Source organism: Gryllotalpicola reticulitermitis (assembly GCF_042651345.1).
GTDB classification, from domain to species: Bacteria; Actinomycetota; Actinomycetes; order Actinomycetales; family Microbacteriaceae; genus Gryllotalpicola; species Gryllotalpicola reticulitermitis.
In genome coordinates this window covers 1010323-1033701 of sequence record NZ_JBHSCN010000005.1, presented here as the reverse complement: position 1 = coordinate 1033701, position 23379 = coordinate 1010323, and the positions used below count along the sequence as shown (strand labels likewise).

At 71.5% G+C, this 23379-nt stretch carries 17 protein-coding genes and 1 pseudogene; 7 read left to right on the top strand and 11 right to left on the bottom strand.

Features of this window, described 5'->3' with window-relative positions:
• The 8 genes and pseudogenes from denD to ACFOYW_RS11955 all read right to left on the bottom strand — a co-directional run bounded on the left by denD (position 1) and on the right by ACFOYW_RS11955 (position 8464).
• Positions 1 to 990 (bottom strand): D-erythronate dehydrogenase, encoded by a 990-nt coding sequence (denD, locus tag ACFOYW_RS11990; RefSeq protein WP_390229159.1) that lies wholly within the window; start codon positions 988 to 990, stop codon positions 1 to 3.
• Positions 987 to 1949, bottom strand: a complete 963-nt coding sequence (locus ACFOYW_RS11985; protein ID WP_390229158.1) for a DUF4862 family protein — start codon at positions 1947 to 1949, stop codon at positions 987 to 989. Before ACFOYW_RS11985 ends, denD begins: the two co-directional genes overlap by 4 nt.
• Positions 1946 to 2875, bottom strand: coding sequence for an NAD(P)-dependent oxidoreductase (locus tag ACFOYW_RS11980; protein WP_390229157.1), 930 nt, complete (start codon positions 2873 to 2875; stop codon positions 1946 to 1948). Before ACFOYW_RS11980 ends, ACFOYW_RS11985 begins: the two co-directional genes overlap by 4 nt.
• Positions 2872 to 4362, bottom strand: a complete 1491-nt coding sequence (locus tag ACFOYW_RS11975; protein ID WP_390229156.1) for a four-carbon acid sugar kinase family protein — start codon at positions 4360 to 4362, stop codon at positions 2872 to 2874. Before ACFOYW_RS11975 ends, ACFOYW_RS11980 begins: the two co-directional genes overlap by 4 nt.
• 62 nt (positions 4363 to 4424) lie before the next feature.
• Complete coding sequence (locus ACFOYW_RS11970) at positions 4425 to 4937, bottom strand: GbsR/MarR family transcriptional regulator (RefSeq protein ID WP_390229155.1); 513 nt, start codon at positions 4935 to 4937, stop codon at positions 4425 to 4427.
• Positions 4934 to 6547, bottom strand: a complete 1614-nt coding sequence (locus tag ACFOYW_RS11965; protein ID WP_390229154.1) for an ABC transporter permease — start codon at positions 6545 to 6547, stop codon at positions 4934 to 4936. Before ACFOYW_RS11965 ends, ACFOYW_RS11970 begins: the two co-directional genes overlap by 4 nt.
• A 71-nt stretch (positions 6548 to 6618) precedes the next feature.
• A pseudogene (locus tag ACFOYW_RS11960) lies at positions 6619 to 7293 on the bottom strand (ABC transporter ATP-binding protein); the annotation flags it as partial.
• Between the two features lie 103 nt (positions 7294 to 7396).
• Positions 7397 to 8464, bottom strand: a complete 1068-nt coding sequence (locus ACFOYW_RS11955) for a PrsW family glutamic-type intramembrane protease (protein WP_390229153.1) — start codon at positions 8462 to 8464, stop codon at positions 7397 to 7399.
• A 44-nt stretch (positions 8465 to 8508) separates the two neighbouring features.
• Here ACFOYW_RS11955 and ACFOYW_RS11950 point away from each other — a divergent pair, with 44 nt between their 5' ends.
• Positions 8509 to 9846, top strand: coding sequence for an MATE family efflux transporter (locus ACFOYW_RS11950; protein ID WP_390229638.1), 1338 nt, complete (start codon positions 8509 to 8511; stop codon positions 9844 to 9846).
• 222 nt (positions 9847 to 10068) lie between these two features.
• Complete coding sequence (locus tag ACFOYW_RS11945) at positions 10069 to 11460, top strand: glucose-6-phosphate dehydrogenase (protein WP_390229152.1); 1392 nt, start codon at positions 10069 to 10071, stop codon at positions 11458 to 11460.
• A 62-nt stretch (positions 11461 to 11522) separates the two neighbouring features.
• On the opposite strand, the gene ACFOYW_RS11940 is transcribed toward ACFOYW_RS11945, so the two are convergent.
• The gene (locus tag ACFOYW_RS11940) at positions 11523 to 12635 is read right to left on the bottom strand and encodes a LacI family DNA-binding transcriptional regulator (protein WP_390229151.1); all 1113 of its coding nucleotides are present in this window, start codon (positions 12633 to 12635) and stop codon (positions 11523 to 11525) included.
• Between the two features lie 103 nt (positions 12636 to 12738).
• Here ACFOYW_RS11940 and ACFOYW_RS11935 point away from each other — a divergent pair, with 103 nt between their 5' ends.
• Entirely contained in the window at positions 12739 to 14004 is a 1266-nt protein-coding gene (locus ACFOYW_RS11935; RefSeq protein WP_390229150.1) for an MFS transporter, read from the top strand.
• On the opposite strand, the gene ACFOYW_RS11930 is transcribed toward ACFOYW_RS11935, so the two are convergent.
• Complete coding sequence (locus ACFOYW_RS11930) at positions 13979 to 16066, bottom strand: cell wall-binding repeat-containing protein (RefSeq protein ID WP_390229149.1); 2088 nt, start codon at positions 16064 to 16066, stop codon at positions 13979 to 13981. The genes ACFOYW_RS11935 and ACFOYW_RS11930 overlap by 26 nt on opposite strands.
• Before the next feature lie 69 nt (positions 16067 to 16135).
• Entirely contained in the window at positions 16136 to 19477 is a 3342-nt protein-coding gene (locus tag ACFOYW_RS11925; protein WP_390229148.1) for a cell wall-binding repeat-containing protein, read from the bottom strand.
• 101 nt (positions 19478 to 19578) lie between these two features.
• Between ACFOYW_RS11925 and nucS the strand changes: the two genes are divergently transcribed.
• The 4 genes from nucS (at position 19579) to ACFOYW_RS11905 (ending at position 23285) form a co-directional block, all read left to right on the top strand.
• The gene (gene nucS, locus ACFOYW_RS11920; RefSeq protein WP_390229147.1) at positions 19579 to 20274 is read left to right on the top strand and encodes an endonuclease NucS; all 696 of its coding nucleotides are present in this window, start codon (positions 19579 to 19581) and stop codon (positions 20272 to 20274) included.
• A gap of 8 nt (positions 20275 to 20282) precedes the next feature.
• Positions 20283 to 20693 (top strand): SseB family protein, encoded by a 411-nt coding sequence (locus ACFOYW_RS11915; protein ID WP_390229146.1) that lies wholly within the window; start codon positions 20283 to 20285, stop codon positions 20691 to 20693.
• Positions 20694 to 20910: 217 nt separating this feature from the next.
• The gene (locus ACFOYW_RS11910; RefSeq protein ID WP_390229145.1) at positions 20911 to 22503 is read left to right on the top strand and encodes a cell wall-binding repeat-containing protein; all 1593 of its coding nucleotides are present in this window, start codon (positions 20911 to 20913) and stop codon (positions 22501 to 22503) included.
• Positions 22504 to 22559: 56 nt separating this feature from the next.
• Positions 22560 to 23285: a GH25 family lysozyme gene (locus ACFOYW_RS11905; protein WP_390229144.1), complete on the top strand. Its 726-nt coding sequence runs from the start codon at positions 22560 to 22562 to the stop codon at positions 23283 to 23285.
• Positions 23286 to 23379 lie beyond the last annotated feature (94 nt).

The following is a 23379-nucleotide window of genomic DNA, read 5'->3' as shown; positions in this document are numbered from 1 at the left end:
TTATGAGGAAGCCGAGTGGCCTGCTCCGCCGAGGTAGGCACGGATGATGTCGTCGAATGAGGTCTCGGGTTCGAGACCCAGCGCCGTCGCCCGCGCGGGGCGAAAGCGTGCCGGCCAGCTGGTCACGATCGCGGCGATGGCGTCGTCGTGGGTCCAGTCGACGAGGGCCGCGACCTCGGTCCCCGCGACGCGCGCGAGCGCGGCCACCATCTCCGCCGGCGTGGTCGTGAGTGCCGGCAGGTTCATCGCCGTGCGGCTGCCCCACTCGCCGTCGGAGACCTCAACGGCCCGCAGCAGTCCCTGAACCGTCTTCGTCGGCGACGACAGCGCCACTTCGGTGTCGGGCGGCACGGGGCACGCGGCGCGCTCGCCCGCGAGGGGCTCGCGGATCAGGCCCGAGAGGAAGCTCGACGCCGCCGCGTTCGGCCGCCCCGGGCGCACGGACACCGTCATGAGACGCACGTTGCGCCCCCGAACGAAGCGACGTCGCGTGTACTCGGCCACGTACTGCTCCGCGATGAACTTCTCGACGCCGTAGCTGCTCTGCGGCCGCGGCAGCGTGTCGTCGTCGACCTCGCCGATCGGCCCGATCGCCGGGTCGCTGCCGAAGACCGCGAGCGAGCTCGAGAAGACGAAGAGCGGCGCACGGCCGTTCCCGCGATACAGCTCGAGCAGTGCGCGCGTGGCGTCGATGTTGGTGTCGAGACCAAGATCGAAGTCGGCCTCTGCCGCCGAGCTCACGACGCCGGCGAGGTGGAAGACGGCGTCGACGTCGCGCAGCTCGTCGAGCGTCTCGGCGAGCGAGCCCACGACCGGGCGCACCCTCGAGTCGCCGGCGACGGACGCGTGCGGCGCAGCGAGATCGGCGAGCACGAGTTCGTCGAGTGCGGCCGGGGCCGCGCCCCCGAGACGGAGGCTGTCGGCCTCGAGCAGTCGCTCTGCGAGACGGGTGCCGATGAAGCCCGCTCCCCCGGTGATGCCGATCTTCATGCCGTCACCCCCGCAACGGCGCGGCGGACGGAGGCGACGGTGGCGCGCAACGGCTCGAGGTGCGCGTCGAGATCAGCGGACCTGGCCGGGTCCTGCACCTTCACTCCGATGTGGGCCGAGGCCGCGACCACCTCGCGGGTGAGGGCGAGCGCGACCTCCGACTCGGTCAGCAGCGAACTCGGGTCGGCGGTGTCGATGGGGTTGTGCACGTCAGTCCAGGCGCCGCCCAGTGCGCCACCTGACGCGGACGCACCGGAGAGCACCACGCCGCGTAGCGTTCCGGCGCCGAGCAGCGCGTCGAGATGGCGGCGCGCGCCGTCGACCGAACGCTCGTCGATGGCCGACCGGCCCCAGTTCACGACCTGGCCGAGCGAGGCATCCGTGCGCTCCTGCGCAGCGGTGATCGCGGCGATCTCGTCACCGAGCGCCAGAAACCCCTTCTCGCAGCGCCGGTCGTCGTGCCACGAGTCGCAGTGCTCGACGAACAGGCCGATCGACCCGGCCTCGTCGCCGAGCTCGGCGAGCGACGTGGTGAGCGCCTCGACGCGCAGCGGCCCGGAGCCGCCGCCACGCGGAGCGGAGGTGACGTGGAGCGCCGACACGACCGGTCGCCCCAGGAGTCCGGCGAGCTGCGCGGCCTCATCGAGCGCGGCGCGCACGTCGGCGATCGCGGCGGCGCGGCCCTCGGAGTCGACCGACGCGAGGCCGTACCCCGGCGCTGTGCGCAGCGCGGCCAGGGCTGCCGGCAGCACCGTGATCACCACCTTCCACCCGGCGGGCAGCAGCTCGGCAACGCGTCGGGGGCCTTCCGGATGCAACCGCCCCCCGCGCAGCGGAATCTCAAGGCCACCCGCGCCATCGACGCCTGCGAGCAGCCGATACCACTCGGCCTCTTCGTCCGGCGTCTCGAAATCTTCCTGGTGCAGCACATATGCGCCGAGCACGATTCCGTCGGTCATCGACGTTCTCCTCTGTTCTCATCGGGTTCGGGCGTGCGCGCCGCGCCGCCCGTCAGCAGCGTGACGACCGTGGAGTCGTCGTGCGCGCCGAGGCCGGCACGCTCGGCCAGCAGGTACAGCTGGCCTGCGGCGGCGGCCAGCGGAGTCGGCACGTGGGTCTCGGCCGCGAGGCCTGCGACGAGCGCCATGTCTTTCACGAAGATGTCGACGCGGGAGCGCACCTCGGGGTCGCCGGTGAGGGCTTCAAGCATCCGTGGCCCCCGGTCCTGCAGCATGAACGAGCCGGCCGCACCCGTCGAGAGCGCCTCGACCACCACGCCGGGCTCGAGCCCGGCCCCGCGCGCCAGCGCGATCGCCTCGGCGGCGGCCGCGATGTGGACACCCGCCAGCAGCTGGTTGATCGTCTTGAGCAGCTGCCCGTCGCCCGGGCGCGGGCCGACGATGGTGAGCGTCGACGCGAGTCGGTCGAGAACGGGCCGGACGCCCTCGATCGCCGCGTCGGGTGCGCCGACCACGACGAGCAGATCGCCCTCGCCCGCGCGGCGCGGGCCGCCGCTGACGGGGGCGTCGACGAAGAGGGCGCCGCGCTCTGCGACCGCCGCGGCGAGCGCGCCGACCGCCGCCGCGCCGATCGTGCTCGTCACGATCACCGCCGTGCCGGGGTGCAACGCCGGCTCAGCTCCGTCGGGGCCGAACAGCGCCTGCTCGGCCTGGGCCCCGTCGCGGACGGCGAGAAGGACGCAGTCGGCGCCGTCGGCGGCCGTACGGATGCTGTCAGCCGGGCGCACGCCCGCGGCGGTGGCGAGCTGCCTGCGCTGATCGACGGGGTCGAATCCGCGCACCTCGAACCCGCCCGCGGCGAGGCGCGCCGCCATCGGCAGTCCCATCGCGCCCAGCCCGATCACGGCGATCGATCGGATCGTCATCTGCCCTCCAGCCTCTCTACGACGTCGGCGAGCGCGTCATCGTCGCCCACGTTTCCCGCGAACACCACGTAGGGCAGCCCGAGCGACGGTCCCGACTCGGCCTGCCACAGGGAGACGATCCCCGGCAGCAGCGAGCCGCGCACCATCGCACGGTCGATCCCGAGCGAGTGCGTCGCGATGTCGGACGACGTGATGCCGCCCTTGGCGACGACGTACGCCGGGCGGCGCGCGGCGACGATGCGCCGCACGGCCTCGGTGAGCGCCGCGCTCACGCGACGGGAGACGTCGAGGCTGTCGGCGGCCGTCGCGCCGAGGCGCAGGCGCCGGCTCGTGCTGACCACGACGGGCGCATCGGAAAGGGCCGTGGCCGCCCGCGCCACGACCTCGTCGACGTGCGAGGCGGCGTCGCCGGTCACGATGCGCTCCACGTCGACCTCGATGAGAGCGGGGTCGACGCGTGCCGCGAGCCGGTCGAGCTGCCGGGTCGTCAGACCGACGTGCGAGCCGATCGCGATCAGGCCGTGGCCGTCGCCCGTGAGCTCGTCGAGCTGCGAGTCGGTGAGCGGCTGGTGTGCGCCCTGCCCCAGGCGGGCGCGGACGAACGAGGGACCGACCCGGTAGATGAGACGGATGCCCGCCGCCTCCGCCTCCACGACGGCGAGCGCCGTCGCGCGCAGGTCGTCGTCGGTGACCGCGTCGACCACGAGCACACCGCCTTCGCGTGCCGACGACAGCGCCTGCTGGAGCGCGCCGGTCGAACCGCGCAGCTCGGGGAGCGTCACAAGCCGCACCCCGGCGCGGGGAATCCGGCCGCCGGTCTTCTCCTCCACCCAATCGGACAGCCGAGACGCGCGGTACCCGAACGTCGCGTCCCGCGCGAACTCGGATTCGCCGGCGGGCGTGAGACCGCTCGGCGAGCGCAGCCAATGCACGCCGTCGAGGGTGACGCGGCCCGCGTCGATGTACGCGGGCGACAGGAGCACGCCGTCCACCGGCTCATCATGGGCCGCGAGGACCGCACTGAGAACGTCGGTCTCGAGCGGGAAGTGCCCGCGAAGGGTCGAGTCGCTGCGGCTCGCGAACACGAGGTCGACGCCGGCCCGAGCTGCGGCGGTGAGCGCCGCCTCGGCCGCTTCGCGGTTGCGCTGCGCGGCGTCCTCGGGGCTGAGGCTCCGGGTGTTCGTCAGCACGAAGAACCCTGGGGTGTCCTGCTCGAGCGCCCAGGCGATGTCATCGACCCCCCACCGCGTGAGCACGGGAACGTCGCGGACGGTCTGCGTACCAGTCGGGTCGTCGTCGAGGACCACCAGGCGCCGGGCGCCGGCGAGAGCTGCGGCGACGCGCTCGGGGGGCACGTCGAGCGGCACCGGCAGGCCATCAGCCCAGTCGGCGCCTCGTGCCGCAACGACGCCATACTCGGCCGGAACCTGCGCCATGCCGCCGCCTGGGCTGCCCGAGCCGACGACGGCGACAGACCTCAGTTCCATGCCCAGTTCCCTTCATCGCGACGGACCACCACCCTCATTGAATCGGTGCGGCGCCGTGTTCGCTAGCGGTCGCCCCGCTGCGCGGCCCACTCTTCGTAGAGCTGCGGCAGGCGCACGCGCAGGAATTCGAAGAACTGCTGCATCTCTGTGAGCCGAGCGACCGTGTCCGAGGCATCCGCTCGCCGTGCCGTCGTGATTCCCTCGGGCAGCATTCCCGCGATCTCGGCGTAGAAGGGCGGCTGACGCAGCGTCGCCGTGTACCACGCCTGCTCGGGCAGTTCGTAGCGCTCTTTTCGTGAGCCGCGGTGCGCGCGGCGGCGCACCATGCCCAGCGTCTCGAGGTACTTGATCGCACCGGACACCGCCGCGGCGCTGACGCCGAGGCGCTCCTGCAGCTCGGCGGCGGTGAGTGCGGCATCCGTTGAGAGCATCACCGTCAGCAGGACGCGCGCGGCCATGCGCGGGAACCCGGCCGCGATGAAGACGGCGGCGAGCTTCTCGGCGTACTGCTGCAGCTCCTCGTGGGCGCCGGGGTCGTGCGCACTGGCGTCGTGGGCGCTGGCACCGCCCGTCATGAACCGGGCCTCGTGTCGCGAAGGCGGAAGAGGAGGACGGATGCGACGACCAGGGCCACCGCGATCACCGCCATCACCCAGCCGCCGGTGTAGCTCGGGTCGGGGAGCGCCACCTGCGGCGTGTGTGCGAACGGCGCGAGCTGCCGCGCCCAGTCCGGCAGCCCGAAGAGCGGGCCGAACAACCCGATGACCGCGCCCAGCGCGAAGATCGCCCACCCCACCACGATGGTCGCCGACGGCAGCAGAGCGAAGACCAGCGCGACGACGCCGAGGAACACGAGCACCGCGGGGATCTCCCACACGATCGCCCAGAACCACGTGCCGAAGCCGCCGCCCTTGGCGCCCGCCGCCGCGCCCGCCGCGAGTCCGCCGAGCAGCAGGCTCACGATCGCGCCGATGCCCGAGACGACGAGAAAAGCGAGCATCCACCGCACCCGACCCGTCGCGGCGCTGAGAACGAGTTCGGCACCGCCCGCTGACTCCTCCTGTCGCAGCCGCATCGCGCCCTGTACGCAGATCGCCGAGGCGAGCAGCGCCGAGAAGATCGCGCCGACGTTCGCGAATGCGTCGAGGACCGTGCCGTTCGCGCCGCCGATCGCGTTGATCGCGCTCGTCACGCCCGGGCCCGCGCTGCTCAGCTGGTTGACGACGACGCCTGAGAGGCCGCCCAGCAGCAGGCCGACGGCGACGACCCCGGCGATCCACCCCGCGAGCACACCGCGCTCCAGCCGCACGGCGAGGCCGAATGCGCCGCCCAGCCGACGGGACGCCGTGGCGCGACCCTTCCGCTCGGCGAAGACGCCCGCGCCGACGTCGCGGCGCTCCTGCATCACGAGTGCCACGCCGGTGAGCACCACGACGGCCAAGGGCCCCAAGGCGAGTGGCCACAGCCGGTTCTCGGCCCACGGCAGCGTCGCCTGCGCCCACCCGATCGGACTCACCCAGCGCGGCCACGCCGGCGAGAGCGTGAGAGTCGCCGCGTGCGGCGTTCCGGCCGCGTCGCCGATGCCGCGCACGAAGTAGGCGACGACAGCCGCGGTCGCCGCCCAACTGTTGGCACCGCGGGACGTCGGGAAGAGCTGCGCGAACACGAAGGCGATGCCGACGAACGCGAGACCGCTCGTGCCGCACGCCGCGGCGAACACCCATGAGCCCGCCGCCGGCAGACCGCCGACCAGGCAGGCGAGAGCGATCGCCACGGTCGCGATGCCGTTCGCGATGACACCGAGCACGACCACCGCGAGGGTCGGTGCCAGTCGCCCGGCGGCCGTCGCCGCGATCGTCTCGGCCTGCCCGCGCTCCTCCTCGGCGCGCGTGTGCCGGATCACCAGGAACGTGCTCTGGAACACCACGAGCAGTGCGATGAACGTGAGGCCGAGCAGCGCGACGAAGTCGCCCTCGCTCGCGCCGTGAGGCGTGCCGCGGAAGATCAGGATCGCGGGCGTGACCATGAGCACCTTGATCGTGCTGATGCGCGAAGCCGCAGTGCCGTACGTCGTCTGCACGGCACTCACCACCAGAGCCGTGACCAGGAAGTGCGCGACGGCCCACACGATCAGCTGCCAGCGATCGCGGCGCAAGCGGAAGCGGAGCAGCCGCGTGAACATCATTGGCCGGCGCTGTACTGCTTGAGGAAGAGCTCCTCGAGCGACACCGGCGGCCCGTCGGGCGTCGCGCCCGCGAGGTGCCTCAGCTCGCCGAGGGTGCCCGACTCGACCACCTTCCCGGCGCGCACGATCGAGATGCGCGTGCACAGCTTCTCGACCTCGCTCAGAATGTGCGAGCTGAGCAGCACCGTGCCTCCCCCGGCTGCGATGCGGCCCACCTCGCGCGTGAACACCGACTCCATCAGCGGGTCGAGTCCGCTCGTCGGCTCGTCGAAGATGTACAGCTCGGCCGGGTGCGCGAGCGCGGCAATCAGCGCCACCTTCTGCCGGTTGCCCTTCGAGTAGCTGCGCGCCCTCTTCGTCGGATCGAACTGGAAGGCGTCGATGAGCCCGGCACGGGCATCCGTATAGTCACGCGATCTGGTGTCGCCGCCACGCAACCGCACCAGCAGGTCGATCGTCTCACCACCGCTGAGGTTCGGCCAGAGGGCGACGTCGCCGGGGATCGTTGCGATACGGCGATGCAGAGCGGATGCTTCGCGCCAGGGATCCGCACCGAACACGCTCACTGCGCCGCCGCTCGCGCGCGCCAGCCCCAGCAGAATCCGGATCGTCGTGGACTTCCCGGCGCCGTTCGGGCCGAGGTAGCCGTGCACTTCGCCCTGCTCGATGACGAGATCGAGCCCATCGAGCGCGTGCACTTTGCCGAAGCGCTTCGTGAGGCCTTGTGCCTCGATCACAGCGGTCACGCGGCACAAGCTACGCCGTGTTCACAATTTTGTGAAGATGGCGAAGCATCGGTGCTCCCGCGGGAGCGGGAGCGGGAGCGGGAGTGGGAGCGGAGGCGGCCGGTCAGCGGAAGTCGAGGACGCCCGGGGGCGGCGGGCGGAAGCCCAGGCGAACCTCGTCGCGGCGCTTCAGGGCGCGGCTGATCAGCAGCCACGCCAGGAACGCGCACACCAGGTACGCCACGATGGTCACTGCGGTGACCCCGTCGCCCGCGGACGAGCCGAGGTCGAACAGGCTGTGCGCGCACGCGACCGCGAGCCACGCGCCGACGGCACCCCAGCTGAGGCGGTATCGACCCCCGCGGCTCGTCGCGAAGACCGCCGCAGTGGACAGTCCCGTGAGCACCGGGTGCAGCAGCGGTCCCATCAGCTGGCGAGCGATCGACGTGCCGAATGTCGCGCCGAGCGGGTCCGCATGGGCGAGCCCGACCGACCACGCGACCTGCAGATAGCCGAAGTTCTCGACCGACGCGAAGCCGAAACCGACCGCGGCGCCCACGAACAGGCCGATCCGGCCGTTCTTGAACGGCAGGGTGCGGCCGAGCAGCAGCGCGGCGGCGAGCTTCGCGGATTCCTCGATGAACCCGACCGCGGCGAAGCTCGCCGTGCTCGGTGTTGCGTTCGTGCCACCGCTCACCGCGTCGACGAGCCCATTGCCCATGCCCGCGACGATGCCCGCGAGGAAACCGGCCACGAGGCCGCCCGCTACGAGACGCACGGCGGTGAGGCGCCATTCCGGCCGGAGCCGGTAGGCCATCGTGTAGAGGAAGCCCGCATTCACGCTCGCGCCGCCGATGAGCAGCAGCGTCGGATCGAGCACGTCGTAGTCGCGCGGCGAGGGGCGCACGACGCCGCGCAGCGCCCACGCCTCGAGGATCTCGAGGCCGACGATGACGAGGCACCCGAGGACGATCCAGAGACCACCCCACGCGCCGAGCCACTTGCGGGGCAGCTTCTGGGGGTGCTGCCAGGGCTGCGGGGCGACGGGTGGACGCTGCGCGGCCGGAGGCGGGGCGAGGTGCCAGTGCGACGGCGCGGGCTGCGCAACGGAAATGGGCTGCGGGGGCTCGGGCGCATGCGGCCAGTGCGACTCGGGCGGGGGCGCAGCTGAGCGGTCGGGACCGTCGGTCATGCTCGCATTCTGCCGGTGCCTGTAATGATCTAGCGGTGCCCCGGATAAAGTCGCGCCCCGTCGACCGTGAAATCCTGGCGCTGGCGGTCCCGGCGCTGGGTGCGCTCGTCGCAGAGCCGCTCTTCCTCCTCGTCGACAGCGCGCTGGTCGGGCACCTCGGCGCGGTCCCGCTCGCGGGTCTCGGCCTCGCGAGCGCGGTGCTGCAGACGATCGTCGGCCTGATGGTGTTCCTCGCGTACGGCACCACCCCAGCTGTCGCACGACGGCTCGGCGCCGGCGATCGGCCGGGCGCGATCTCGCTCGGCGTCGACGGCACCTGGCTGGCGACGGGGCTCGGGCTGCTGCTCGGGGTGATCGGATTCTTCGCCGCGCCGGTTCTGGTCGGCGCCTTCGGCGCCGCGCCGGACGTCACGGCACAGGCATCCGCTTATCTGCGCATCGCGATGGTCGGCCTGCCGGCCATGCTCATCGTCTACGCGGCGACCGGCCTGCTGCGCGGCCTGCAGGACACGCGCACGCCCCTCGTCGTCGCCGTCTGCGGCTTCGCGGCGAATGCCGGCCTCAACGTGCTGTTCATCTACGGGCTCAGGCTCGGCGTACGCGGCTCGGCGCTCGGCACCGATGTCGCACAGTGGGCCATGGTCGTGGCGTACGTCGCCGTCATCGTGCGCCGCGCCCGCGCCGAGCGCGATGAGCACGGTGAACGTGCGAGCCTCGCGCCCCACCTGCACGGTGTCATGGGGGTCGCCGGGGCCGGGTGGTGGCTGCTCATCCGCACAGCGGCGCTGCGTGCCGCGCTGCTGTTCGCGACGTGGGCGGCCACTCGTCTCGGCTCGACCGAGCTCGCGGGCTGGCAGGTCGCGATGACCGTGTTCAACACGCTCGCGTTCGCGCTCGACGCGCTCGCGATCGCGGCGCAGGCGCTGATCGGGCACGGACTCGGCTCCGCCGATGTGCCGCGCGTGCGCGCCGTGCTGCGCCGGTGCCTCGAGTGGGGAATCGGAGCGGGCATCGTGCTCGGCGCGTTCGTGCTGGTTCTGTCGCCGTGGCTCGGGCACGCGTTCACATCCGACCCGCGGGTGCTCGCGGTGCTGCCGCTCGCGGTGGCGCTCATCGCGGTCGCGGCGCCGCTCGACGGCTATGTCTTCGTGCTCGACGGGGTGCTGATCGGCGCCGGCGACGCGCGCTACCTCGCCCTGACCGGCATCGTGAACCTCGCCTGCTTCGTGCCGTTCGCGGTGCTCGTCGCGCATTTCGACGGTGCGGCGTGGGCCGGACTCGGCTGGCTCGCGGCGGCGTTCGCCTTCGTCTATCTGGGTGCCCGTGCGCTCACCCTCGGCCTGCGCGCCCGCACGCCGAGGTGGCTCGTCACCGGCACCTGAGCCCCTCAGCCCCTGAGCCCCTGAGCTCCTGAGCCCCAGGGCCCCTGGGGCCGGGTCCCGTGAGCCGCGCTACAGCTGCCGGTCGGCGCTACAGCTCTCGCTGGCGCGCGGAGCCGTAACTGTAGCGCGCGGCCGCGTCCCGGCGCCGCGGGCCGGCGCCGGGACTGGGAAGAACTGATGGGTACCGTGACTCGGCACGGGGCGGCGGGTACCTTCAGGGACGTGACGAACAGTGGGAAGTATGCGAAGACGGACCCTGCAACACTCCTGATCCTGGGCGCGAGCGGCGACCTCGCATCGCGGCTGCTGATGCCGGGCCTCGGCGGCCTGCTCACGGTGCAGTCCGAGCGGCAGGTGCAGCTGGTCGGGGCGGGCGTCGAGACGTACAGCGATTCCGAGTGGACCGATCGCGTCAAGACCGCGATGAAGACCGGGGATGCCTCGGGCAAAGCCGTCGACGCACTGGTCAAGGGGACGAAGTACTTCACGGCCGACGTCACCTCCGCCGATGACTTGAAGAAGCTGATCGACGCGTGCGACAACCCGCCGGCGATCTACTTCGCGCTGCCCCCCGCCATCACCGCGAAGGCGTGCGACGCGCTGGCGAGCCTGAAGCTCGACGGCGTGCGGCTGGCGCTCGAGAAACCATTCGGCACCGATGAGGCATCCGCTCACAAGCTCAACGAGAAGCTGGCCACACTCGTGCCGGAGGACCACGTCTTCCGCGTCGACCACTTCCTCGGCACCAGCGGCGTGCTCAACATCCTCGGCACGCGGTTTGCGAACCGCATCATCGAGCCGCTGCTCAACAACCTCCATGTCGCGCGCGTCGACATCGTGTTCGACGAGACTCTCGGGCTCGAGGGCCGTGCGCGCTACTACGACCACGCGGGCGCGCTGATCGACATGATCCAGAGCCACCTGCTGCAGGTGCTCGCGGTCGTCGCGATGGAGCCCCCCGCCGCCCTCGACGCGCTCGACGTGCGCGACCTCAAGGCGCTCGCGCTGCGCGCGACGCAGCTCTGGGGCGGCAGCCCGAAGACGGCGTCGCGACGGGCGCGGTACACGGCGGGCACGATCGATGGGCGCAAGCTGCCGTCGTACGTCGACGAGCAGGGCGTGGACCCGAGCAACGAGACCGAGACGCTCGCCGAGCTCGCCGTCGAGGTGCAGAACAACCGCTGGGCCGGCGTGCCGTTCATGCTGCGCAGCGGCAAGGGGCTCGGCTCGGGCCGGCATGAGATCGTGTTCACCTTCCAGCCGCCGGCTCACGTCCCCGAGCACATCGAAGGATCGGATGCTCCGAACCGTCTGCGCCTGGACCTGAAGACGCTCGAGATGACGCTCGAGCTCGACGTGAACGGCCCCGGCGACCCGTACACGATCGATCACGCGAGCCTGACGGCCTCACTCAACCCGGGCCAGCTGCCGGCGTACGGCGAGGTGCTCGCCGGCGTGCTCGAGGGCGACCCGATGCTCGCAGTGCGCGGCGACACGGCCGAGGAGTGCTGGCGGCTCGTCGACCCCGTGGTCGCGGCCTGGCACAAGGGCGAGGTGCCGCTCGAGGAGTACCCGGCCGGGTCAGACGGGCCGTGGGCGTCGCCGCTCGGCTGAGAGCGGCGCAGCTGTCACAGCTCGGCTGAGCGGCGCAGCTGGGCTGCCGGAGCGCTGACGCGCTAGACGGCGGGCGGCGGCGCCGTCGTGTCGCCCAGGTGGAACTCGCTCGTGAAGTGCTGCGACGAGATCTCCTCGCCGGCGAGCATCGCGACGATCGCCCGGCCGGCGGCGCGGCCCTTCTCGACCGCGGGCTGCACGAGCGTGGTGAGGTCGTAGGGCCACAGGCCGTCGACCTTCGCCCCGTCGAAGCCGATCACCGAGAGCTCGCCAGGCACCGAGATGCCGAGCTCCTCCGCCGCGCGGATCACGCCGGCGGCGAGCAGGTCGCTCTGCGCGATGATGGCGGTCGGTCGGTCGGATGCGTCGCCCGCCAGCAGTTCGAGGGCGACGCGTCGGCCCGCCTCGACGTACGAGCCGTTGCCGGTGTAGGCGGCCGCGTCGGGGAACACGTCCCACGCGCCGGCGAGACGCTCGAGCGTCGTCGCGCTCGTGCCGGCGGCCACGCGCTCGGGCGTCACCGGGGCATAGCTGTGGTCGCGGTCGAGGGGCAGCGCGACGATCGCAACACGCGTGTGGCCGAGCTCGCGCAGGTGCTCGGCGCCGCGGCGCGTGGCGTCGCGATTGTCCTGCAGGATCATGAGAACGTCCGGGTCGCCCGGGTCGCCCTCGATGGCGACGATCGGAACTCCGCGTGCTCGCAGGGTGGCGATCGACTCCTCGAACCGCGGGCTGCACCCCATCAGCACCGCGCCGTCGAGGGGCGCGTCCCGCAGGGTGATCGGGTTCTTGCCGTCGGCCTCCGCCGCGGTCGCCGCCGCGGCGTCGCCGGCGACCTCGGTCAGCACGAGCAGACCGGCGTCGATCGCACCGATCTCTTCGGAGATGCCGTCGAGGGTCGCGATCTTGATCGGGTCGCGGAAGGCGTCGCGGACGCGCTCTTCGAGTACGACCCCCACGATGCCGCTGCGACCGCGCCGCAGCGAGCGGGCGCGCGGGTCGGGGCCGCCGTAGTTGAGCTCGCGCGCCGCCTGCAGAACGCGCTCGCGGGTCGCGTCGGAGACGGGCCCGGTGCCGCTGAAGGCGAGGGAGGCGGTGGATGCGCTGACGCCCGCGCGCGCAGCGACCGCTGCGAGGGTCGGCCGGTGCTCGATCGAAGTCGAGAGGTCGGTCACGGAGTGCTCCTTCCCTTCGAGAAGGGTTTCAGATAGCTTAGGCGGACCCTCCCCTCGAATCGATTCGACCGTCGAATTCACAGGGAGCATTCCGACTTCCTAAGTGAGCACACCCATGACCACCGTTGCGCCCCGCACCGTCACGACGGAACAGCGCCACTGGCGAAACGCGATCTTCGTCATCTTCGCCCTGAGCGGGGTGATGATCTCGAGCTTCGCGGCCCGGCTGCCCGCGGCGCGGCAGGCGCTCGACGTGGATCCGGGGCAGATCGGTCTGCTGATCCTCTGCATCTCGTTCGGCGCGATCCTCGGCCTCGTCGTAGCGCCGCCGGCCGCGCAGCTGCTCGGCCACCGGGTCGGCATCTCCGCCGCCTTGATCGTCGGGTCGGTCGGCCTCGCGCTGGCCGGCGCCGGCGCCACCCTGTGGGGCAACATTCCGGCGACCGTCGTCGGCCTGGCGCTGCTCGGCTTCGGCAACGGCGCGGTCGACGTGATGATGAACGTCTCGGGCGCGGCGGTCGAACGGCGCATCGGGCGCACCATCCTGCCCTTCATGCACGGCTGCTTCTCGGTGGGGACCGTGATCGGCGCCGGCATCGGCGCGGGCGCCGCGGCCCTCAACGTGCCGACCTGGGCGCACCTCGCCGTCATCGCCCTCGTCATCGTCGTGACCGTGGTCGTCGCCGTGCGCTTCATTCCCACCCGCGTCGAGGAGCCGAAGGCCCAGGCATCCGTCGGCGGCGCCGCCGAGTCCGCCCTGCGCCGGGCTCAGCGTTCCGTGATCGAGCGCATCGTCGTCTGGCGCGACGCGACGCTCGTGCTGATCGGCGTCGTCATGCTCGGCATGGCGTTCGCCGAGGGGTCCGCGAACGACTGGATCGCCCTCGCGGCCGTCGACCAGCACGGCGCCACGAAGGCGCAGGGAGCGCTGGTGCTCGACGCCTTCCTCGTCGCGATGACCATCGGTCGCATGGCCGGCGGCCCGCTCGTCGACCGCCTCGGGCGTGCGACGGCGGTGCGCATCACCGCGGGTCTCGCCGTCGTCGGACTGCTGCTGTTCATCCTCGGCGGCCGCCCCGAGGTGTTCGTGGCCGGCACCGTACTGTGGGGCCTCGGCGCCTCGCTCGGGTTCCCGCTCGGCATGTCCGCCGCGGCCGACGACGAGCGGAACGCGACCACGCGGGTCGCCGCGGTCGCGATGATCGGCTACCTCGCGTTCCTGGGCGGACCGCCCGTGATCGGCTTCCTCGCCGACCACGTGGGCATTCTGCATGCCCTGATCATCGTGCTCGCCCTCGTGCTCGCGTCGTTCTTCTGCGCACCGGCGCTCAGGCACCGCGAGGTCAGTAGCCCACGACCCTCTCGATGACGCGGTTGCTCGCGTCGGCGATGTAGAGGGTGCCGGCGCTGCCGACGGCGAGGCCGTCGATCCAGGAGCCGAGGCCGCTCGCGGTCGCCGACCCGGCGGTGGGTGCGCCCGGCGCGACGGTGCCGGCGACGACCGACAGCGCGCCCGACGACGCCACCTTCTCGACGTCGCCCACCCAGCCGGACACGTAGACGTTCCCGGCCGCGTCGACCGCGATGCTGCCGGGTTCGACCGAGGTGTGCGTCGCAACGCCGGAGAGCGGCGGATTCCAGGTGCCGTTGCCCGCGATGACCGACAGTGCCCCCGCCGCCGTGACCTTGAGCACGTAGCCGTTCCAGTCGGTGAGATACAGGTTCCCGCCGCCGTCGACGGCGATCGCCGAGGCGTCGACGGGGCTGCCGGTCGCCGGTCCCGCCTTCGGCGACGCCTGCTTCCCGTTGCCGCCGACGATCGAGAGCGCACCGGCCGGCGTCACCTTGAGAACGACGAGGCTGTTCGGATCGGCGATGAAGAGGTCACCCGCCTTGTCGACCGCGATGCCCGACGGCACGACGGCCGTGCGCGTCGCCGCCCCCTGGGCCGCGCTCGCAGTCGGCGCCCCATAGCCGCCGTTGCCGGCCACGATCGACAGCGTGCCACCCGGCGTCACTCTCTCGACGTAGCCGATGCCGTCGGCGATATAGAGGTTGCCCGCGGCGTCGACGGCGACGCCCTGGACCGTGCCGAGAGGGCTGCTCGTTGCGGCCCCCGCACGCGGCGCGCCGCTCGTGCCGTTGCCGGCGACGACCGAGGCCGTACCCGAGCTCGTCACTTTCTCGATCACATCGTTGCTCGAGTCGGCGACGAAGAGGTTTCCCGATGCGTCGACCGCGATGCCCTGCGGGAACATCGGGCTTCCCGGCCGGCCCGGCTGAACTGCTGCACCGACGCCCGCGACGATCGACAGGATTCCGGCCGACGAGGCGGGAGGCGGCGATGACGGGGACGAGGGTGACGACGGTGACGACGGCGTGACCGGGGTGACCGGCGACGAGGGCTGGCAGCTGTGCAAGGACTGCACGCTCGCTGACAGTGCGGCCGTTCCGCCCACGACGACCGCCTTCGTCACACCGAGACCGCTCATCACGCCCAGCGTCTGATTCGGCACGCATCCCGCCTGGACGGTGAACAGCGGCGCGTGCTGGGCGCCGGCGATGGCCGACGCGGCGAGCGCATCGGGGAACTGCGCGCCCGACGCGAGATAGGCCGTCGTCGCGGTCGGGAACGAGGCCTGCCCGATGAGCGCGGACGTCGCGTAGCGGTCGGCGCCACCGAGGCGGCTCACATGGGTCGAGCCGACGAGCGAGTCGAGCCTCGACTCGATTCCTGCGGACACCGCGACGGTGCCGCCGGCGATGACGACGTTCTTCACCCCGAGCGAGGTGAGCTCGCTCACCGTGGCCGAGTCGAGGGACGATGCGGCGCCGTTGACGAGCACGACCGGGTCACCGGCGGAACCTGCTGCGGCGGCCGCGGACAAGGCATCCGCGAATCCTTCGCCCGTCGCGATGAACGCCGTCGACGCGCTCGAGAACACCGCGCTGACCACCGCGCGGCCCGTCGCGAAGCGGTCGGCGCCCTGCAGGCGCGACACGACCGCGCGCGGCACGGCCGACTGCACCTGCGAGGTCACGGCCGCGCTCACCGCGGCGGTGCCGCCCACCAGGTACACGCGCGACGGGGCAAGCGCCGCGAGTTCCGTCGCCACCGAGCCGGGCAGGCCGGCCGGTGCCGTCAGCAGCAGCGGGCCGCCGAGCTTGGCCGCTGCGGGGCCGGCGCCGAGGGCATCCGGAAAGTTCTCGCCGGAGGCGAGGAAGACGACCGGCGCGCCATGCGGGTAGCCGGTCTTCGCGAGCTGCACCGCGGTCGCGTAGCGATCGGCTCCCCAGACGCGGGAGGTCGTGGTCGCGGCCGAGCTGGGCACGGCGGTCAAGACGGATGCCCCGGCCACGGCGGCGATGATCGCCAGCATGGCGCCGCCGCGACGCACGGCGGTCGCACTGCGGGCGGGCAGCAGGGACACCACGTGAGGCTATGGGGCCGCCGCATCGCTGCGGCAGCCCCCAAGCAGGTCACGGTGCACGACGGACCCCTACTGCACGACCTTGATCAGGTAGCCGCTCCAGTCAGACGCGTACACCGCGCCGGAGCTTCCCACCGCCAGTGCCTGCGCTCCCACACCGCTGGACAGGGCAACGCCCGGCGTCGGCGGGTTCTGGGACCCGTTTCCCGCGATGACGGACAGGCTGCCCGACCGCGACACCTTGTCGATGTAGCCGTTCCCGTCGGCGATGTAGAGGTTGCCCGCACTGTCGACCGCCACGGAATCCACCTCGATCTGCGCCGCCGTCGCGGGGCCCGACGTCCGCGGCACGGAGCCGCCGCCGGCCACGATCGAGAGCACGCCCGCCGGTGTGACCTTCTCGACCAGCGAGTTCTCGACGTCGGCGAGATAGAGGTCGCCCGAGGCGTCGACCGCGATTCCGGTGGTGATGCCGAGTGCGCTCTTGGTCGCCGGCCCGGGCGTCGGGACGTCGGAGCCGCCTAGACCACCGAAGCCGCCCCCCAGTGCCGAGCCATTGCCCGCGACGATCGACAGCACGCCGGAGGGGGTTACCTTCTCGGCATAGCCGACCGCATCGGCGAGATAGACGTTCCCCGATCGGTCCACGGCGATGGCCGCGGGGGTCAGCGGGCTGTCGAGTGCCGTGCCCGGGACCGGGGCGACCCCGGACTCGCCGTCGCCGGCGATGATCGAGAGCGTGCCGGACGGGTCGACTTTCTCGACGTATCCGTTGGCGTCGGCGATGTACAGGTCGCCGGACGCGTCGACCGCGACGCCGACCGGGACGATGAGGCTGGCAGTGGCCGGTCCCGCAGTCGGGCGCTGCGTGGTAACATCGGCGCTCCCCGATCCGGCGACGATCGACAGGGTGCCCGTCGTGTCGATCTTCTCGACGAAGCCGTTCATCGCGTCGGCGACGTACAGGTTGCCCGCGGCATCGACGGCGACGCCGTCCGTGCCCACCGGACTGCTCGTGGCCGGGCCGGGAATCGGAGCGACGCTCAGCCCCGCGACGATCGACAGCACGCCACCGGTCACCCGGTCGATGAAACCGTTCTGGTCGGCGACGAACACGTCCCCGGCCGAGTCGACCGCGACCCCGGCGGCCGCGATCGAGGTCGCGAGCGCCGGGCCGGCCGCGGTCATCAGCTCACCGCCGTTCCCCGCGATCACCGACAGCGTGCCTGAGGGCGTGACCTCTTCCACGTAGCCGTTGTCGTCGCCGATGTAGAGGTCGCCCGCCCCGTCGACCGCGATCGAACTGGGGCTGAGCGACGCGTCGGTCGCGGGGCCGTCCGTCGGTGCCACGTGGCCGCCGCCCGCGACGATCGAGAGGATGTCGCTCCCCGCGGTGATCTTCTCGATGAGGTCGTTGTCCGAATCGGCGAGATAGATGTTGCCCACTGAGTCGACCGCGATGCCGGAGTCCGTACCGATGGAGCTCTTGGTGGCCGGGCCCGGGCTCGGAGCCCGCGACGTTCCGGTGCCGGCGATGATCGAGAGCATGCCGCCCGCGACCTTCTCGACGTAGCCGTCCTGGTCGGCGAGGTACAGGGCGCCCGAGCCGTCGACCGCGATCGCGTCGACCGCGATCGTGCTCTTGAGCGCGGGGCCGGTCGTGGGCCCGTCGGCGAACCCGCCGTTTCCGGCCACGACCGAAAGCCAGCCCGCCGGGGTCACCATCTCGACGAAGCCCTGATCGGCCAGGTACACGTTTCCGCCGCCGTCGACGGCAACCCCCGAGACGCTCTCGAGCGGGCTCTTCGTGGCGGGGCCGGCGATCGGCGTGCCGATCCTTCCCGTACCCGCGAAGATCGACAGGTCGCCGTCGGGCGTCACCTTCTCGACCTGGTCGCCGTAGTCGGCGATGTACAGGTCGCCCGCGGCATCGACCGCGACGCTCTGCGGCGACAGCGGGCTCTTGAGCGCCGGGCCGGGGATCACCTGGTCACCGACACCGGCGACGATCGACAGCTCGGGGCCGGGCGATGCGGCCGCCGTTGCCGTGCTCGTCCTTCCCGTGGTCAGGTAGCCGCTGCGGCTCGCGGTCACGGTCACTTTGAACCGATCGCCCGCGTCGCCGTTCGGCACGGTGTAGCTCGCGGCGGTCGCGCCCGGAATCTTCCCGAAGCTCTCGGAGCCGCCGGACGACTTCAGCCACTGGAAGGCGAGATGGCTCGGCGCAGGCGACCACGATCCCGGGTTGACCGTGAGCGGCTGACCGACCTCGGCCCTTCCCGAGATCGTCGGAGTCGGCGCGATCCTGAAGGGCGCCTGGCATGGCGTGAGCGCCGCGACCCGTGCCGACAGCGCCTGCGGGCCGCCCACCAGCGTCACCTTCGAGACGCCGAGGCTCTTCACGATGGCGCCCGTCTGGTTCGGAACGCAGCCCGACTCCACCGTGAAGAGCGGCGCGTGCTGCGCGCCGGCGGCCGCGGAGGCGGCGAGCGCGTCCGGGAACTCGGCGCCGGAGGCGAAGTAGGCGGTCGTCGCCTTCGCGAACGACGCCTCGCCGATCAGCGCGGAGGTCGCGTAGCGGTCGGCACCGCCGTAGCGCGTCACGTGCGACGCGCCGCCCAGGAAGCGGCCGAGCTGCGATTGGATGCCCGTCGAAACTGCGGCGGGGCCGCCGGCGATCGTGACGTCCTTCACGCCCAGCTTCCTCAGCTGAGCGGTCGTGGCTGCATCGAGCGTCGGCGCCGTGCCGTTGACGAGCACGACCGGCTCGTCGGCGGACCCGGCAGCGGCAGCGGCCGACAGCGCGTCGGCGAAGCCGGCACCGGTGGCGATGAACGCCTTCGACGCCGTCGGGAACGTCGCGGAAACAACGGCGCGCGCGGTCGCGTAACGGTCAGCGCCGTCAAGCCGGGTGACCGTCGCGTGCGCCGCGGCCGTGCGCACCGCGGAAGCGACGCCCTGCCCCAGCGCGGCGGGACCGCCGACCAGGTACACGGTCGACGGGTGGAGCGCCGTGAGTTCGGCCGCAACCGAGCTCGGAAGACTCGTCGGCGAGGTCAGCAGCATCGGCGCCCCCAGCTTCGCCGCTGCGGGGCCGGCGGCCAAGGCATCCGGGAAGTTCGCGCCCGACGCGACGAACGCGACTGCGGCGCCCTTCGGGTACGTCGCCTTCGCGACCTGCACGGCCGTCGCGTAGCGGTCGGCACCCTGCAGCCGTGAGACGGTCGGGGCCGAGGTTGCGGTTGCGGATCCGCCTGAGGCTGCGGTTGCCGTTGGGGTTGCGGGCGAAGCTGTCGCGGCGTCGGCCGGAACGGAGACCGTCAGCGTCGCTGCGAGGACCGCGGCGCAGGTGCTGACGACGGTGAGTGCCCTGCGGAGCGAGAGTCCGCGACGGGCCGTGTGCGAGGGCATGATCGCGAGGGTATGGGCCACCTGGCCGCGTGCGTCACCCCCCAAGCGGGGCCGCGTGAGTTCTGACGAGCCGCGGGCCGGTGAGCAAATAGGCTTGCGGGGTGCGTTTGGTGATTGCGAAGTGCTCGGTCGACTACGCCGGCCGCCTTTCCGCCCACCTGCCGCTGGCGACCCGGCTGCTCATGGTGAAGGCCGACGGCTCGCTGCTCGTGCACTCCGACGGCGGCTCGTACAAGCCGCTGAACTGGATGAGTCCGCCGTGCACGCTGAGCTTCGGCGAGCCCGATGCGGAACAGGCATCCGCCGGCATCACTGAGGTGTGGACCGTCGCGGCGAGCAAGACGGATGACCGACTCATCGTGTCGATTCACGAGGTGCTGCACGACAGCTCGCACGAGCTGGGCGTCGACCCGGGTCTCGTGAAGGACGGCGTCGAAGCACACCTGCAGAAGCTGCTCGCCGAGCAGATCGAGCTGCTCGGCGACGGGCACACCCTGGTGCGTCGCGAGTACATGACGGCGATCGGTCCGGTCGACATCCTCGCGCGGGACGCGTCGGGGAAGTCGATCGCCGTCGAGCTCAAGCGCCGGGGCGACATCGACGGGGTCGAGCAGCTCACCCGCTACCTCGAGCTGATGAACCGCGACCCGCGGCTCGCACCGGTCACGGGCGTGTTCGCCGCGCAGGAGATCAAGCCGCAGGCCCGCACGCTCGCGGAGGACCGCGGCATCCGCTGCCTCGTCCTCGACTACGAGGCCATGAAGGGCATGGACAGCGGCGTACCGACCCTGTTCTGACGACGCATATGCAGCCACCACGCTTTCCCGCGAGCTATGAGAACCGGGCGCTCGTCGCGGCGCTCGAGCAGCTGGTCGCGGCACCCGGCGAGGACACCCTCGCGGCGCTGCTCGAGGCGGCGGTCGGCGGCGGCCTGACGGTCGATGTGACGGGCTCCACGCCCAAGGACCTCCACGTGCGCACCATCAAGACGACCGACGGCCGCGAGGTGCTTCCCCTCTTCTCGTCGATGAAGGAGCTCAAGGCGACCGTCGGCGCGGCCGGTCAGCGCGGCCTGCGCGTGAACGGCATCATCGTTCCGGGGCGCGAGGCGCTCGGCTTCGTCAACACGGCCGACTTCGTCGCCGTGCAATTCAACCCGCGGATGCCTGGCGGCATCGTCGCGCGCGAACACATCGACCGCACGCTCGCGCAGTGATTTCGGCGTGACGTCGGTGTGACCGCCGGGTGACGTGCGCTCCGTTTACAACGGTTCGGTAGCGAATTCCCGGAGACGTGACGTATGTTCAAGGCGTCGTCATGCCACGGTGGCGGCTGCAACACAGGGGGGGCCTGCTGTGCGCCATATCGATCGACGACGTCCTGTCGTCGCCATTCTGACCGCGAGCGCTCTAGCGCTCGGAGGGGCGCTTGCGGTGAGCCCGAGCGCATACGCGGCGACGCCCGGTGGGGGTACTGCCGGGGTCGACGTGAGCGGTGCAACGAACTGGTCGTCTGCGCCGTCGGGAACGAAGTTCGCCTACATCGAGGCGACCGACAACGCGAAGCTGAACTCGCATTTCTACGCCAACTGGGCTGGTGCGACTCAAGCCAGCCTGGCACGCGGTGCATACAGCTTCGGCGTCCCGAACAAGACGGCCTCGAACGGCGCGACCCAGGCGACGTACTTCTACGAGAACGGTGGTGCCATCAGCACCGCGAGTCCCTACTCCCTGCCGCCCGCGCTCGACATCGAGTTCGACCCCACCGACGTCAGCGGCATCAAAGATCCGACGGGCTGCTGGAACCTCTCAGCCGGCCAGACCCAGAACTGGATCAACAGCTACGTGTCGACGTTCAAGAAGCTCAGCGGCGTGACGCCGATCATCTACACGAGTAAGGCGTACTGGAACGATTGCGTCGGCGCGAGCACGATGCTGAAGACCTACCCTCTCTGGATCTCCGACACGAGCTCGTCGAGCAAGCCTGCGCTTGGTTTCGGCGGCTGGACAACGTGGAAGCTGCGCCAGTACAAGACGAGCACCAGCGGCTTCGATCTTGACGAGTTCAACGGCTCGGTGGCCTCGCTGCGCGCGCTCGGCACCCCGCGCATCTCCGGTTCCGACCGGTACGGCACGAGCCTCGCCGCCGCGCTCTCGTTCAAGCCGGGCGTGACGACGGCGTTCGTCGCGGACTCGCAGAACTACCCCGACGCCCTGTCGGCCGGCGCGGCGGCGGGAAAGAAGGGCGGCCCCGTGCTGCTCGTCCCGCCGAGCGGCGCGCTGCCGGCACCCGTCAAGCAGGCGCTCAGCTACCTCAAGCCGAAGAACATCGTCGTCGTGGGCGGCACGACGGCAGTTTCGAGCGGCGTCGCCAATGCGCTCAAGAGCTACGCCACGGTCACCCGTGAGGACGGCCAGGACCGCTACGGCACGAGCGCCGCGGTGGCGAAGAACTTCCCCGCCGGCGTGGCGAATGCGTACGTCGCGATGGGCACCGACTGGCGCGACGCGCTCTCGGGTTCGGCCCTTGCCGCCTCGAAGCAGGGCAGCGGCCCGATGCTGCTGGTGTCGACCAACTCGATCCCGGCATCCGTCGCCAACGAGCTCTCGATACTCAGGCCGAAGCACATCTACGTGCTCGGCGGCACGACGGTCGTCACCAGTGCTGTGCTGTCGGCACTCGTGAAATACACCGCGACGCGCTCGAGCGGTGCCGTGGGCCGTCTCTCCGGCGCCGACCGTTACGCGACGAGCGTCGCCATCGCGCAGCACCTGGACTCCCTCAACGGCTCGACCACGGGGCCGTTGTACGCCGCCTCCGGCACGAACTTCCCCGATGCACTCGTCGGGGCGCCCGTCGCGGCCCTCACCTCGCAGCCGCTGCTGCTCGTGCCGCCGACGACGGCTCTGCCGAGCGAGGTCAGGGGTGAGGCCTCGCGACTCAAGGCGACCTCGCTCGCGATCCTCGGCGGCGACTTCGCGGTCTCGGCCATCGTGCAATCGAGCCTGAACGGTCTTGTCGGCTGAACCTCGCACGCCTCTCGACGCGATGGCGCGTCATCATCGCGGCGATCACCCTCGTTGTGATCGTCGCGGTGGTGATCGTGGTGGTGATCGCGAACCGCCCGACCACGAAGCCGCACGCCGCCGTGAAGGCGCCAGGCGGCGGCGTCGTGGGGGTCGACGCGAGCGGGGCCGTGAACTGGGCATCCGCGCCCCTCAACACGAAGTTCGCCTACGTCGAGGCGACCGATCACGCGAAGGCCAACGCACACTTCGCCGCGAACTGGAAAGGCGCTGAGAAGGCCGGGCTGCTGCGCGGCGCGTACCACTTCGGCGTGCCGAACAAGTCGGCGAGCAACGGCGCGACGCAGGCGAAGTTCTTCTTCGCCCACGGCGGGAACTACCCGAAGGACGGCACGACGCTGCCGCCCGTGCTCGACGTCGAGTTCGACCCGAACGGCGGGAAGGGCACGTCGGATCCGACGCAGTGCTGGGCGCTCACTCCGGCGCAGAGCAGCGCGTGGATCACGAGCTACGTGCACACCCTCGCGTCGCTGAGCGGCCGCACTCCAGTTGTCTACACGAGCAAGAGCTACTGGCAGGACTGCCTCGGCGGGGCGAGCGACGTCGCGAGCAGCCCCCTCTGGATCGTCGACACCAGCACCGCCGTGACGCCCGCCGTTGGCTTCGGCGGATGGTCCACGTGGTCGCTCAGGCAGTTCGCGATCGGGCAGCAGCACGGTGCGTTCGACTACGACGAATTCAATGGCACGACCGCCGATCTCACGGCGTTTGCCTCGCACTGAACGCCTTCCGCGCGTGATCAGCGGTTTTCGGACGCTCGGGCCCGGGCTCGTCGTATCGCAGAAACCCCGGGTTATGGTCGAAATCGAAACCGCT